Origin of the sequence: Coprobacillus cateniformis (genome assembly GCF_009767585.1) — a bacterium.
Classification (GTDB): Bacteria; Bacillota_I; Bacilli_A; order Erysipelotrichales; family Coprobacillaceae; genus Coprobacillus; species Coprobacillus cateniformis.
On record NZ_WSNW01000001.1, the window covers coordinates 563,000 to 577,084 of the forward strand.

Genomic DNA, 14,085 nt, shown 5'->3' on the forward strand with positions numbered 1-14,085 from the left:
AACTCACCTTACCCTATCATCATTAAAACTTGATCATATTCAACAGTTTCCCCATCATTGACATTAATAGATAAAACAGTTCCACCAGTTGTTGCTTTAATTTCATTCATAACTTTCATGGCTTCAATAATACAAATTGTATCACCTACATTCACATGATCACCAACTTTAACAAATGGACTTTGATTGCTACCGCTTGCTTGATAGTATGTTCCTACTAAAGGACTTTTCATTGGTGTTCCTTGCATTTGCGGTTCTTTGGTTTCAGTTTCATGATAGATAGGTGCTGTTTTGACTTTTCTCACAACTTCTACAGGTTCCATTTCTTTTTCTAATGTAATATGCATGTCTCCATCAGTAAGATCCATTTTAGATATTTGACTTTCTTCAAACATCTTTATGATTGATTTTATTTTTTCAGTATCCATATATAACTTTCCTCCTTAGAAAAATAAGCTAAGATAACTTAGCTTATTGTTTAGATTCAATTAATTTCACAATATCTTCAACACTGACTAAAGCAGCTAATTCCTCATCAGAAATTTCTACATCAAATTCTGTTTCTAAATCTAAAGATAATTCAACAGCAGCTAATGAATCAATTCCTAAATCATCTTTTAGATTAGACTCTAATTTAATGTCTCCTCCATCAATATTTAATGATTCTACTAATGCATCCTTCACTTGTTCAAACATTTATATTTCCTCCTATATTTTTATTTACTTAAAACTTTTTAATTTATTACTTCAACTTTTTGAAGTAATGCCAGTATATACCTCTTTTCTATGTTTGTAAATACTTTTTGCGAAATTTATTTAAAAAATTTTATATATATTTTTTTAAGTATTAATCACAATTGTTTAAGCATACAGACATATTTTATCGTCTCTCCTTTATGTAGTATTCATTACTAAATTATATATGCATTATAAACTTATTACATATTTTGTCAATACAAAATAAAAGATGGATATACTCCATCTTCCTATAATTATTTAATTAAGTATAGTTTTTATCAATTCTATCACAATATCTTTATCTTCTGGCCTTGAAGAAGCCACCAGAATTGTTAATGTTGCAAGAGCATCATTATTTATCCTTTCTTGTCCCATTTTATATAACGCTCTGTTTTTAGATAAGAAATATAAGAATATCGTAGCTCCAATTCTTTTGTTTCCATCAATAAAACTGTGATTCTTAACAATAAAATAGAGTAATGCACTTGCCTTATCTTCTAGAGTTGGATATAAATCTTCACCACCAAAACTTTGATAGATAGTTGCAATGCTAGAACGAAATGATTCATCTTTCTCAATCGCAAATTGATCTCCTTTATCAGTAAACATAGTTTCATGAATAAGATTTATACACTCATCATAATCAATGATATATAAATCTTTTTCACCCTTTGGAGAAATCAATGTGTGATGATCATAATCATCCAATATTTGAAAACCCCGTTGATATGCCTTTAAGAACTCTAATAGAGAATGGCTAGATGGCAATCTTCCGCCCACTTTATGATAGTCATCTAAAATTTTTGTCACATAATCAATATCCTGGAAATGTTTATTATTTAATACATAACCTTTTAACAAATAATTATTTAAGACTTTATTTGCCCATCTTCTAAATAAAATACCTCTTTTTGACTTAACACGATAACCAACTGAAATAATAACATCTAAATTATAATATTCCATAGTTCTATCTTTCAAGACTTGTTCTTTCCCAGTTCTATAATCAACTATAGATGACTGAGACGCAAAATTTGCGACTGAGTCATTTCTATCTAATTCTCCTTCATTAAAAACATTCACAATATGTTTCCCAATAGTTTTCACATCTCGCCCAAACAATTCAGCTATTTGTTGTCGATTTAACCAAACTGTTTCTTCCTGTGGCGACACATTCACATCCAAAACAAACTCATTATCTTTAAATTGCAAAACTTCATTTTTTTCTAAAACATCCATATTATATTCCTCCTACCTACTCATATGAATAGAGATTAGCCCCAAAATCTATATTCAATGAAGCTATTCATAGAAATACGTTATCATATTTTCTATAAGCAAATTATACCATAAAGGTTGCTTGTAGTAAATGTAATTCACAAAAAAAACACATAACCATACTCATGATTATGTATTTGATTGCATAATATATTGTGGTAGTGAATATTCAATACGTTTATAAATAACAATACTTAATAGAATAGATAATAAATCTCCTGGTAAATAGACCAAACATAAACTTGTGAAAATCCAACTTATTGAAAAAACTTGTCCATAATAAACATATTGTATAAATATAAAATATAACATTCCAATTATATAAATCATAGCAAGTCCAATACAGCTCCTTAAGAATAAGGATATATGATTTGTATTTTGATATCTTCCTACAAACCAACTACTTATAATAAATCCAATTAAATAACCAAATGATGGAATGAGAACATATGATATTCCTCCTCCACTTGTAAATACCGGTAATCCAATCAATCCCATACAAACATATAACAAAACACTATATATAGCTTTTTGTCTTAAAATAAGTGAAGCCAATATAACGAACAATGTTTGCAGGGTTATTGGCACAATAGAGACTGGAACCTTGATAAAAGCTCCTATTCCTATGAGTACTGCAAACAATGCACATAAACACATATCTTTTATTTTCATTACACTCACTCCTTGAGTGTTTATCATACAAGACTCATTATGAATTGTAAAGTATTATTTCGTTTTTACTTTACATTCATTTTGATGTGAAAACAATCATAATGAAATAGATTTTGATTTTGCATGAGGTATATGACGTTGCTTTATATGTTTAAATATCAAACAGATTCAAAAAAAACGCAAGCAAATCAATACCATGATACATCTACCCTTTTTTATCAAACACTACAAGATTTCTATCATCAATTAAATGAAGTAAAGAAAATGAATTATTCATTACATATCTATAAATGTATACACTATATTGATGCTCATCTTTATGATAAAGTTTCTCTTCATCATTTAGCTAAATTTACGGGTTTATCGGCCAGTTATCTATCCCTTGCTTTTAAACAGGAAATGAATGAAACAGTCACATCTTATATACAAAGAAAAAAGTCATATTGATATCAGTTGTTTATTAAACTTTAGTTCACAAAGTAATTTTATTCAAGTCTTTAAAAAATATAAACATATGACTCCTAAGCAATATCAAGATTCACATCTCAAAAATCAATGATTATCTCATCAAAGATTGATGAACTTCTTTTAAACATAATATAAAATGTTCATATCATTAAAAAGAGACGATTTATCTCGATAATTAAAAAATACAAAAAAGAGATTTATGAACTATTCAATAGTTTTGAAAATCTCTTATTTATATAATACTTATCGCACAATATTCTTTATAGTTTGCATATTTTTGAATATTCTTGTGCAATTAAACTGGCTACAAACTGCAATTGATAAGGATGACCTGCCTGATCTTGTAATGACTCAAATGAGATCACTTCATCAACAAAGGAAGGATAATTTTTCTTATCACCAGATATCATCCATATTTTAGGAGCATTTAATTTTTTCTTCAATGCTCTCAAATTTTGATAATCAAAATATGATCCCGTATAAGAGAAAATAATAATTAAATCATTTTCATCAGCTGTGATAATATATTGCATTTGTTGTGTATAAGATATATGCGTATAAACTTGCTTACCAAGCATTAATAAATCTCCTTGAAGATTAATCGCTACTGATCCTGCCTTTAATAATCCAAATATACCCACTCTTTGATATTTTTTGATATCATCACATAGTTTTATCAATTGATGACCATCAATTGTATTTTTAACCATTTGAATACTTTCATGAATTTTATAACTATAATCCTCAATTCTTTGATTGAAAGATTGAGAATGAGATTGTTCTTCAAAATAGAAATCTATTGATGACAATAATTCCTTTAACTCAACAAAATCTCTTAATCCTATTTCTTTACAAAAACGTGAAATAGAACTCACTGCAACATTACATTTTTTAGCAATTTCTTTAATCCCTATATCTTGCATTTCATCTAAATGTTCCAAAATATAAGTTGCGATAACACAATTTGTTGATCCATTTTTTTCACTCGCAATGGTACTTAAAAACACAACAGGCAATTTTCCATAAATCATCCTTAATCACTCACTCTCTATTTTCCACCAGCAAAATTATACATCAGTCTTTCTTTCATTTCAGTCACATCTTGTTGGAAGACTTCCATAATCTTAAACGCAAAGGGATAAGGGGTTGCTGGTCCTTGACTCGTCACAATATTTTGATCAAAGACAACGACATCATCTACAAATTCTCCATCCACTAGTTTTTCAGCATATCCTGTATATCCAGTCACCTTTTTACCTGTAATGACTTGGGCTTCTGCTAAAGCAATCGTTCCTGAGCACATTGCTGCAATATATTTATGATGCTCATTAAAATACTGAAGCAAAGCAATAACGTCAGGATTGTTCCTAAGATTTGCTCCACCTGGACGCCCCCCTGGTAAAACAATCATATCATACTCTTGAACCTCTTTACCAAACATTTTATCAGCTTGAACATACATATTATGCATTCCTTTTACAAATTCATTATCAAAACTGAATGTGTGACACTCAATTCCTGCCCTTCTTAATAAATCTACAATTGTTAGTGTTTCCCCTTCTTCATATCCTTCAGCCATTAATACTGCAACACGAGCCATTCTATTCATCCTCCTTGACATCAAATGCATTGAAATAAACCATTCTTTTCTTAACTGCCAATGAATCACCGCCTAATAAATCAACTAACTTATATGCAAAGGCATAAGCTGTTGCTGGTCCACGACTTGTCATAAGGTTTCCATCAATAACCACTTTATCTTCTAAATAATGTCCTTGCTTTATTTTTTGATCATATCCCTTGTATGCTGTATAATGCCTATTCACTAATAAATTTGCTTTTTCTAAAACAATAGGAGCTGCACACATGGCACAAATATATTTTCCTTTTTCATTCATAGAATGAAGAATGGAAATCACTTCTTCGCTATCTCTCATATTCGCTGCCCCCTCATATCCACCAGGTAAAACAACCATATCATAATGAATCACTTCATCATTTAAAATTTTATCACATTGCACACATATTCCATGCCCACCCTCAACAACTTTATCAAATCCAAACATATCACATTGGAAATGAGCTCTGCGAATAATATCTACAATCGTTAATGTTTCACCCTCTTCAAATCCAGGTGCAACAATGACTGCTACTTTTTTCATCTTATTGACCTCCTCTTTTCATATATCATTTTAATAAGATTTAATAATTTATCAATTGATTTCCTGATTTAGGAAATCAATATAAATCTTCACCATTTGTAGCAATTACTTTCTTATACCAATCAAATGATTTTTTCTTGAATCGTCTATTGGTTCCTTGTCCATAATCATCTCTATCCACATAGACAAAACCATATCTTTTTGACATTTGACCAGTCGAGGCAGCCACCAAATCAATACAACCCCATGTTAAATATCCTATGACTTCTACACCATCTTTCATGGCCTCCTTCATAGCCTTAATATGTTCTCTTAAATAATCAATACGATAATCATCTTCCACTGTTCCATTAATAAGTTCATCTTTGGCACCTAATCCATTTTCAACAATAAATAAGGGTTTTTGATAACGATCATATAAAGTATTTAATGTTATTCTTAATCCTAAAGGATCAATTTGCCATCCCCATTCACTAGATGGAATATAGGGATTCTTAATTGATTTCATAACATTTGCTTCACTTTCATCCTTTTGTTTTTGCATTGAAGCACAACGAGAAGTATAATAACTCAATGCAATAAAATCGACTGTATGATCTTTCATAATTTCTAAATCATTATCATACATAGACAATTGAATATTTTTTTCTTTAAATAGTCTATCTATATAACTTGGATAGATTCCTTTTGATTGAATATCAATAAAGAAATAACTCTCTCTATTCCTGTTCATTGCCAACAAAACATCTTCGGGGTGACAAGTGTATGGGTAATAATCTCCTGCTGCCAACATGCATCCAACTTGATTATAAGGATTGATTTGATGCGCTATTTTGACTGCAAGTGCACTTGCGACCAATTCATGGTGAGCTGCCTGATATTTTATTTGTTCGAGATTCTCATCGTCTGTCAAAATAAGACCAGCACCAGAAAATGAATTATGTAAAATAACATTAATTTCATTAAAAGTGATCCAATATTTAACCAAACCATTGAATTCCTCAAATAATGTCTTCGCATATTTGATATAGAAATCTATCATCTTTCTATTTCTCCATGAACCATATGTTTCTACCAGATACATTGGTACATCAAAATGACTAATCGTTACAAGGGGTTCTATTCCATATTTATGACATTCCTGAAATAAATCTCGATAATATTGTAGCCCTAACGAATGAGGTTTTTCTTCAATTCCAGTAGGATAAATTCTTGTCCAGGCAATACTGGTACGAAAACACTTGAATCCCATTTCTGCTAGCATTCGGATATCCTCTTTATATGTATGATAAAAATCAATAGCTTGATGGGTAGGGAAATAGTCATCTTTTTGACATTGCAGATAAGACATTTTTCCTTGTTTGATAAATTGTCTCTTTTGATTCATTGGAACGACATCCATTGTTGACAATCCTTTCCCATCTTCAGCATAAGCCCCCTCTGCCTGATTGGCTGCAATAGCACCACCCCATAAAAAATCATCTTTGATTTTCATATCATGACTCCACAACCAACATGAAACGATTATTGTTCTGGTTGAATTCAATATTCTGATACTGATTTGAATTGGTAACAATAACTGGAGTTGTCATATCATATCCCAATTTTTTAACACTTTCTATATCTACGGTTATTAATAAATCACCTACTTTGATTTCTTGATCTACACTGACATGACTTTCAAAATATTGACCATTTAATCCAACTGTGTCTAATCCAATATGGATCAGAACTTCAGCACCTGTATCACTTACCAATCCAATCGCATGTTTTGTGGGAAAAATCATTTTAACTCTTCCATTGAATGGTGCATAATAATGCCCATCTTCAGGAATAACAGCAAAACCTTGCCCCAATAATCCTTTTGAAAAAGTATCATCATTGACTTGTGATAATTCAATAATCGTTCCTTGAACCGGTGAACAAATTTCTTCTTGACCGTTTTGATTTTGCACACTATCCACCAAATCACTTTCTTCATAAATTCCTAATATCAAAGTTGCAATAAATGCCCCAGTTATACTGATAATAACTGCAATAATCACATGAATATAATGATCAGCAATATATGTTGGTAAAGCTAAAATTCCAGGTAAAATAACTGCTGTTGCTCCGCCACCAAAGTAATTCATATAGGCTGCCCCAATTCCACCTGCTAACATCGCACAAATCATAGGCTTCTTATATTTTAAATTAAAACCAAACATGGCAGGTTCTGTAATCCCAAAGACTGCTGTTAATCCACTTGTGAATGCACCACTCTTTCGCTCTTTGTTTTTCAATAATACAAAGACTGCTAAACATGCTCCAGCCTGTGCTAAGTTTCCCGTTAAATTGGCTGGAGAAATAACAGAATAGCCATATTCTGCAATTAATTGAGTATTGATAGGTGTAATCGCATAATGCATTCCCAGTATAATGAGCAAAGGTCTAAATGTACCAAATAAGAAAGCTCCTAATACTCCATTTATTCCATATAACCATGTCACAAATGCTGCAACACCTTTACCGATATAAGTACCGAATGGACCAATGACAATCAATTCTAAAGGAACCATAATAAATAAAACAATCATTGGTACAAACAAAACTTTAAATGTATCTGGAATCAATTTATTCACATATCTATATACATAAGACATCATCCATACCGTTATAATGATTGGAATAATCGTTGATTTATAATTCACAAACAACGCTGGTAATCCTAAAAAACGAAGTGAAGTTATACCCGTTTCAGCGGCATGAATTGCCCCATTTTGAATGGTTGGATACATCAATGCTCCAGCAAGTGCTAAAGCTAAAAATTCATTTGTTTTAAATTTTTTTGCAGCACTAACAGCTAAAAAGAAAGGAAAGAAATAAAACAGTAAATCACCAATCATACTTAATATTTGATATTCACCACTCGTTGTTGTTATCATGTTAAATGTTGTTAATATAGACAATACTGATTTTACCATACCACATCCAATTAAAACTGGAATAACCGGACTGAAGCATCCTGCAATCGTTTCAACAACATTAGAAACTATGTTTTTCTTTTTTGTACTTTTTTCTACTATAGTATCATCTGATAAATTAACCATATTCATTAATTCATCAAACACACCTTCTACTTTTGCACCAATGACAACTTGTAATTGACCATTTTTAAATTGTGCTGTTATAACGCCTTCAATTTGACTCAATTTGTTTAAATCAATACTGTTTTCATCTTTAACATTCAATCTGAGTCTTGTTGCACAATGCGTTAAATAAGTGATGTTATCTTCTTTGACAAGATCAAGAATCTTCTTTGCTATATCTTTGTTTTTCATAATATCCTCCATATTGTTTTTCGATTTGTTCTTCCGGATTAACAATCTACATCAACGATTATAAAGAATATCACCTATAGTCACTATTGATTTCCAGTTTTAAGAAATAATACCCATTTCAGGAAAAGAAATGATTTGTATCTCAATTCAAAATATGTTGTCAATAAAATTCTAATCACTTAAAAATATAAATAATAAAAAGAAGTAAAGTTCTCAATTCTTTACTCCTTATTATAATGATTTTTATTTTTTACTCTTTTTCAAGATAATCAACGCATAACTCTGTAATCCCACTCAACATATAAGAAATAGGTTCCTTAATATAATAGAATTCTGGTAGAAATTCTTCTGAAATAAATGATTTCAGCTTATTCTTCACTTCATTCATATCAGGCGTCATAGGTGCATATAAAGCCACTGCTTCAGGTCCAATAACTGTCAAAGATGGCAACAGCGATTTCGTGATTAACTCTAATGTCCCCTGTTGTGTCCATGCCAGTTTATGAACATCATCAGAAAGCTGCATACGTCTTAAAAAATACTTCACTTCACCAGCAACACCATTTTTTCCTCTAATGACTTTCCCATTAGCAACGATTCCTTGACCACCCACACCAAATCCAAATGGTTGAGAATGATAAATAACATTTTGATATTCAGGATGTTCTAATACAAATCCAACAGCTGCTGCATCAGCATTATTATAAACAAATATCTGAATATTATATTTCTCTTCAAAATCATTTTTCATATCAATAATTTTACCATCATTAGGTTCTTTAAAGACCTTATCATCTTCAACAATACCTGGTGTCGCAATACCAATCACATCAATATAGGAATGCTTTAATAAAACAGTATCAATAATATCATATAAATCATAAATATTCATTGATGGTTTCATAATCACATGACTATCAATAATTTCACATTTATCATATAAACGATAAGAAATACGTGTTTGTTCTCCATTAATCATAATGGCAATAGATAATATTCTCTTTTCATATTGTGTACAACAAACACAACATTCTGCTGCTTTTTCTTCTTGTTGTTTTTCAATATTTTTAAATTCCTGTTGAATAAACTGAATAGCTCCTAAAGCATCATATGAAGCAAATAGAGATGTAGGAATTTGTAAGACCAGCTTATCAGGTAAACTTTCTTTCAAACGATTATACATATAGCCAATTTGTGGAGCAATAAAAACAATATCATAATTTTGAACTTCTTCATAAAGACTCAAATAAGAAACAGCATCGAAATGATAGTCAAGCCCTAGCATTTCAGCAACAGAATTCAAATTTTCAGCAAACATAGACGTCGTCAAACCAGCAGAACATGATAATAAAACTTTTAATGTTTTTTGATCTTTTAATCCAATCAGTGTTTCAACCATTTCATCATATAATTGTTTTGCATGATTTTCATCATTTAATTCAAAATGAAGATAAAATTTAACAGAATGATCTTTATCAAATGTTATTTTAAATTCAACAATTGTATTTTCCTCTATCTCTGTAAATTGAATAGATGCTTCACCATAATCAGTTCTTAACATAATCAACTGATCATTTTCTAAAGTCATCCGATATTCATCATTTGAATGTTTTAAAATCCATGCTTTAAAATCAAATGTTTCATTTGCCATAGGTTTTCTCCTTAGATTTTCATATTTACAAATCCTTTTTCTTATTTTATCATTCAGAAAACCTATTATCAAACAAAACTCAACTCTTATCGAATAAAGTTTGTTCTTGTAAACTCTTCCTTTTCTGGTATTCCATATTTCTCTTTACCATCATGAATACTCTTTAACAAAAAAGTCATATTTCTAGCAAGGACTCTCATTGTTTGTAAACCTTCTTCATCTTGCATAGCTTCTCCCTGTTCTCTACCATGAATAGCATTCCAATATTGCGTTGATGCTATAGGCATTCCTGAAATCGCAAAGAATTTATTGATTTCATCATAAGTTGCTGAAATGCCCCCACGTCTTGCAACAACAACACTTGCCCCTACTTTCATTGTTTTATCAAAAGGTACACTATAAAACAAACGCGTTAAAAACGATATTAATGTTGAATTGGCTGATCCAAAGTAAACGGGTGTTCCAACAACCAAGCCATCACATTCTTCAAACTTTCTGGCAACTTCATTAACTATATCATCAAAAATACATTTTCCATTTTTCTTGCATGACATACATGCGATACATCCTCTAATATCTTTGTTTCCAATATGAATGATCTCAGTATCAATATTTTGTTGATCAAATATTTTTATCATTTCATTCAAGGCAGTTTGTGTATTCCCTTTTGGATGAGGGCTGCCATTAATCATTAGTACTTTCATCTTATTCTCCTTATTGTTTATTTGACTTGACAATTTCTTTTAAACTCACTTGTGGATGACGATATCGTGCATCTGGATTTTTATCTGTAATCAAATGAATTGCTTTAAATGGACAATGATGAACACATGCTAAACAGAATTCACAAGTCTTATTGAGTCTTTTGGCTTTCCCATCAATAACTTTTATATTACCTATTGGGCAAACTTGCTCACAAATCTTACATCCTGCACATTGATTGGTCATGATAATAGCCTCTCCATTATTTAATTCAGGGTGCTTTGCAAATCTTTTTGAAGCCATAGCATATAAATCTTTAGCAGCCTGATCTGGTTCAGGAATAAATTTCATTCTTTTTTCAATATTCTCTTTTGCAATTTGAATTTGTGCATCTGTTTTTTTATCAATTAATATCTCTTCTTCCATATCAAATGAAGGGAGATAGTTATCAACCATTAGAATAGATTGTGCATAATCTAAGTGTATATGATTTTTTTGACAAAATGCTTCACTCCAAATAGTAGCAACACTGTCAGATTTTCCATATGTTAATATCATATAAAAATAATCCGTATCAAAATGTGCCTGTTCTATAAACTTTCTGACTATTTGAGGTAATTCACCTGCATAGACAGGAGTCACAATTCCAATCTTTTCATCCTTATAATGAAGATTCTCTTTCTTTAATTCTTGAGGAATACTCAAAATCTGGTTTTCAAGTTTTCTAGCTACATAAAGGCAATTGCCTGTAGCTGTGAAATAAAATAGCATATTTTCTCTCCTCTCTACTTTTCATCTAAGAAGAATGTCCTCCAAAGATATCAAAGTCAATACTATCTAATAATGCATCTATCTTTTCAATCTCATAATTGATTAATTTGACATCTTGTGCTTCAAAATTCTCAGTGAGTCTGTTTACTTTTCGACTTCCTGGAATAGGAACAATAAAATCTTCTTTACATAGCATCCAAGCTAATGATAATTGTGCCATCGTACAGTTTTTCTTTTTTGCCAAATCTTTTAATAAACTTAATAGTTTTTCTGCCTTTTGATATCCTTCTTTCTGATATTGAGGCATATTATTTCTAAAATCCCCTTTTTCAAAAGCAGATTGTGGTGTAAATTGTCCTGATAAGATACCATTAGCCATAGGTGAAAAAGCAACATATGTGATACCTAATTCAGCACATACTGGGAATAGATTTTCATGCCATCTTGCCATCATGGAATATCTATTTTGGATCGCTGTTACTGGACAAACCGCATGAGCCCTTCGTAAATAATTTTCATCGGTTTCCGAAATACCCCATGCTTTGATTTTTCCTTCTTCTATAAGTTCCTTCATAACTTGTGCAACGGCTTCTGGTTCAACATTTGGATCAATTCTATGCTGATAATATAAATCAATATAATTGGTTTGTAGTTTCTTAAGACTACCTTCTATTGATTCACGTATTTTCTTAGGAGAACTATCTAATTCTAAATGATCACCTTTATGTTCAACGCCAAACTTTGTTACAATTATGACTTGATTTCTGACGTCTTTTAATGCAGTACCAACAAGTTCTTCGTTATAAGAAATACTTCCATCAGCATTTTCACCAGTATAGCACTCTGCTGTATCAAAAAAGTTATATCCCATTTCATAAGCTTGCCTTATCGTTTGAATTGCCGTTTCCTTATCTTGTGCCAATCCATAAGCATGTGAAAAGCCCATACATCCAAGCCCCACAGGGCGAACATACATATCTGTTTTCCTAATCGTCTTTTTTCCATAACTATATCCTATTTTGTAATCATACCTTTGTAGTTCATACCATACAATGATGCAAAACGTTTCATTGTATACTCACCAGCTTCTAATTGTTGTAGAGTCGGTGCATATCCCTGAAAGATAAAATACATGTCCTTTCCTTTTAATAAACTCTCACTCACATGATTATAAAATCTATCTAATAAATTACGAATAGCACCAGACATACTATGCCAGTATAATGGTGAACCAATGATTATTGTATCAGCCTGACTCATTTTTAAAACAACTTCATCAAACTGATCATCCTCAAAATTCTGTCCATAACTATAAATCTTATAATCAACAAGATCTAATGTCTCATAATCTTTATCTTTTAAAAAACTTTCTGCTAATTTCACTGTATTCCCATTTTTATGAGGACTACCATTAATAAATAAGACACTCATTTTTCTCTCCTTAATCATGTATTTTCTTGTTAAGAACCATTCTCACAAAATCAGGTTCAAAATGTTTCGCTCTTGTTCCTGAATAACCCATATCTAATGCAGATATCTTATTCATTTCTTCTTCATTTAACACAAAATCAAAAACATCAATATTTTCAATCATTCTTTCAATATGGGTTGTTTTAGGAATCACAACAACACCTCTTTGAATATTCCATCTTAAGAGTACCTGTCCAACTGTTTTCTGATATTTATTAGCAATTGATATTAACATCTCATCCTCAAAAGGATTATATCTGCCACCACCAAGTGGTGCCCAAGCTTCAGCAATCACTCCATAATAATTCATTGTTTCAAGTGCCTGCTCCTGTGTGAAATAAGGATGCAATTCAACTTGATTGACCATTGGTTTGATGTCTACAATTTCACAGAAATTTGTTAAGATATTAGGATAAAAATTAGAAACACCAATTGCCTTTAACTTACCTTCACGAAAAGCATCTTCCATCGCACGCCACGCTGCAAAATAATCACCTATAGCTTGATGAAGCAAGTATAAATCAAAATATTCCAATCCACTCTTTTGTAATGAATTGTCTATTCCCTGCTTCGCATCTTCGTAAGTACGCATATCCTGTACCCAAAGTTTAGATGTAATAAATAATTCTTCTCTTGTACAAATACCATCCTTTATTGCCTGTTTGACTGCTAATCCAACAGCATCTTCATTCATATAAGAAGCTGCTGTATCAATTAAGCGATAACCAGCTTTGATTGCCTGATAAACACTTTCCTGACATTCTTTTTTATCTGGTACTTGAAATACCCCTAATCCTAAAATCGGCATTTTTAATTGATGACTTAAAGTCACATATTCCATAAATATTTTCTC

Annotated in this window: 17 protein-coding genes; 2 read left to right on the forward strand and 15 right to left on the reverse strand. The window is 31.0% G+C overall.

What is annotated here, in order from left to right:
- Positions 1–8: 8 nt before the first annotated feature.
- From accB to GQF29_RS02890, 4 genes are all read right to left on the reverse strand, one after another.
- Complete coding sequence (accB, locus tag GQF29_RS02875) at positions 9–428, reverse strand: acetyl-CoA carboxylase biotin carboxyl carrier protein (protein WP_008788291.1); 420 nt, start codon at positions 426–428, stop codon at positions 9–11.
- A 43-nt stretch (positions 429–471) separates the two neighbouring features.
- Positions 472–696, reverse strand: coding sequence for an acyl carrier protein (locus GQF29_RS02880; protein ID WP_008788290.1), 225 nt, complete (start codon positions 694–696; stop codon positions 472–474).
- 300 nt (positions 697–996) lie between these two features.
- Entirely contained in the window at positions 997–1,977 is a 981-nt protein-coding gene (gene rhuM, locus GQF29_RS02885) for a type II toxin-antitoxin system death-on-curing family toxin (protein WP_008788289.1), read from the reverse strand.
- Positions 1,978–2,145: 168 nt separating this feature from the next.
- A complete protein-coding gene (locus GQF29_RS02890; protein WP_008788288.1) occupies positions 2,146–2,688 on the reverse strand; it encodes a biotin transporter BioY in 543 nt (180 codons plus the stop codon).
- Between the two features lie 147 nt (positions 2,689–2,835).
- Here GQF29_RS02890 and GQF29_RS02895 point away from each other — a divergent pair, with 147 nt between their 5' ends.
- The gene (locus tag GQF29_RS02895; RefSeq protein WP_236916508.1) at positions 2,836–3,135 is read left to right on the forward strand and encodes a hypothetical protein; all 300 of its coding nucleotides are present in this window, start codon (positions 2,836–2,838) and stop codon (positions 3,133–3,135) included.
- Positions 3,092–3,247, forward strand: a complete 156-nt coding sequence (locus tag GQF29_RS18550) for an AraC family transcriptional regulator (protein ID WP_008788286.1) — start codon at positions 3,092–3,094, stop codon at positions 3,245–3,247. The genes GQF29_RS02895 and GQF29_RS18550 overlap by 44 nt, the downstream gene beginning before the upstream one ends.
- Before the next feature lie 169 nt (positions 3,248–3,416).
- On the opposite strand, the gene GQF29_RS02900 is transcribed toward GQF29_RS18550, so the two are convergent.
- The 11 genes from GQF29_RS02900 to GQF29_RS02950 all read right to left on the reverse strand — a co-directional run bounded on the left by GQF29_RS02900 (position 3,417) and on the right by GQF29_RS02950 (position 14,073).
- Positions 3,417–4,187, reverse strand: a complete 771-nt coding sequence (locus GQF29_RS02900) for a MurR/RpiR family transcriptional regulator (protein ID WP_008788285.1) — start codon at positions 4,185–4,187, stop codon at positions 3,417–3,419.
- Positions 4,188–4,204: 17 nt separating this feature from the next.
- Complete coding sequence (locus GQF29_RS02905) at positions 4,205–4,756, reverse strand: DJ-1 family glyoxalase III (RefSeq protein WP_017144154.1); 552 nt, start codon at positions 4,754–4,756, stop codon at positions 4,205–4,207.
- Position 4,757: 1 nt separating this feature from the next.
- On the reverse strand, positions 4,758–5,318 hold the full coding sequence (locus tag GQF29_RS02910; protein WP_008788283.1) for a DJ-1 family glyoxalase III: 561 nt from the start codon (positions 5,316–5,318) through the stop codon (positions 4,758–4,760).
- Between the two features lie 76 nt (positions 5,319–5,394).
- The gene (ascB, locus tag GQF29_RS02915) at positions 5,395–6,813 is read right to left on the reverse strand and encodes a 6-phospho-beta-glucosidase (RefSeq protein WP_008788282.1); all 1,419 of its coding nucleotides are present in this window, start codon (positions 6,811–6,813) and stop codon (positions 5,395–5,397) included.
- A gap of 1 nt (position 6,814) precedes the next feature.
- Entirely contained in the window at positions 6,815–8,638 is a 1,824-nt protein-coding gene (locus tag GQF29_RS02920) for a beta-glucoside-specific PTS transporter subunit IIABC (protein WP_008788281.1), read from the reverse strand.
- A 250-nt stretch (positions 8,639–8,888) separates the two neighbouring features.
- On the reverse strand, positions 8,889–10,289 hold the full coding sequence (locus GQF29_RS02925; protein ID WP_008788280.1) for an ROK family protein: 1,401 nt from the start codon (positions 10,287–10,289) through the stop codon (positions 8,889–8,891).
- 86 nt (positions 10,290–10,375) lie between these two features.
- Positions 10,376–10,993, reverse strand: coding sequence for a flavodoxin family protein (locus GQF29_RS02930; RefSeq protein WP_008788279.1), 618 nt, complete (start codon positions 10,991–10,993; stop codon positions 10,376–10,378).
- 10 nt (positions 10,994–11,003) lie between these two features.
- Positions 11,004–11,762 carry an EFR1 family ferrodoxin gene (locus tag GQF29_RS02935; RefSeq protein WP_008788278.1) on the reverse strand — a complete coding sequence of 253 codons (759 nt, stop codon included), beginning with the start codon at positions 11,760–11,762 and terminating at the stop codon, positions 11,004–11,006.
- Between the two features lie 25 nt (positions 11,763–11,787).
- Positions 11,788–12,738 (reverse strand): aldo/keto reductase, encoded by a 951-nt coding sequence (locus GQF29_RS02940; protein WP_008788277.1) that lies wholly within the window; start codon positions 12,736–12,738, stop codon positions 11,788–11,790.
- Between the two features lie 38 nt (positions 12,739–12,776).
- Entirely contained in the window at positions 12,777–13,193 is a 417-nt protein-coding gene (locus GQF29_RS02945; protein WP_017144153.1) for a flavodoxin family protein, read from the reverse strand.
- 10 nt (positions 13,194–13,203) lie between these two features.
- Positions 13,204–14,073 carry an aldo/keto reductase gene (locus GQF29_RS02950; protein ID WP_008788275.1) on the reverse strand — a complete coding sequence of 290 codons (870 nt, stop codon included), beginning with the start codon at positions 14,071–14,073 and terminating at the stop codon, positions 13,204–13,206.
- Positions 14,074–14,085 lie beyond the last annotated feature (12 nt).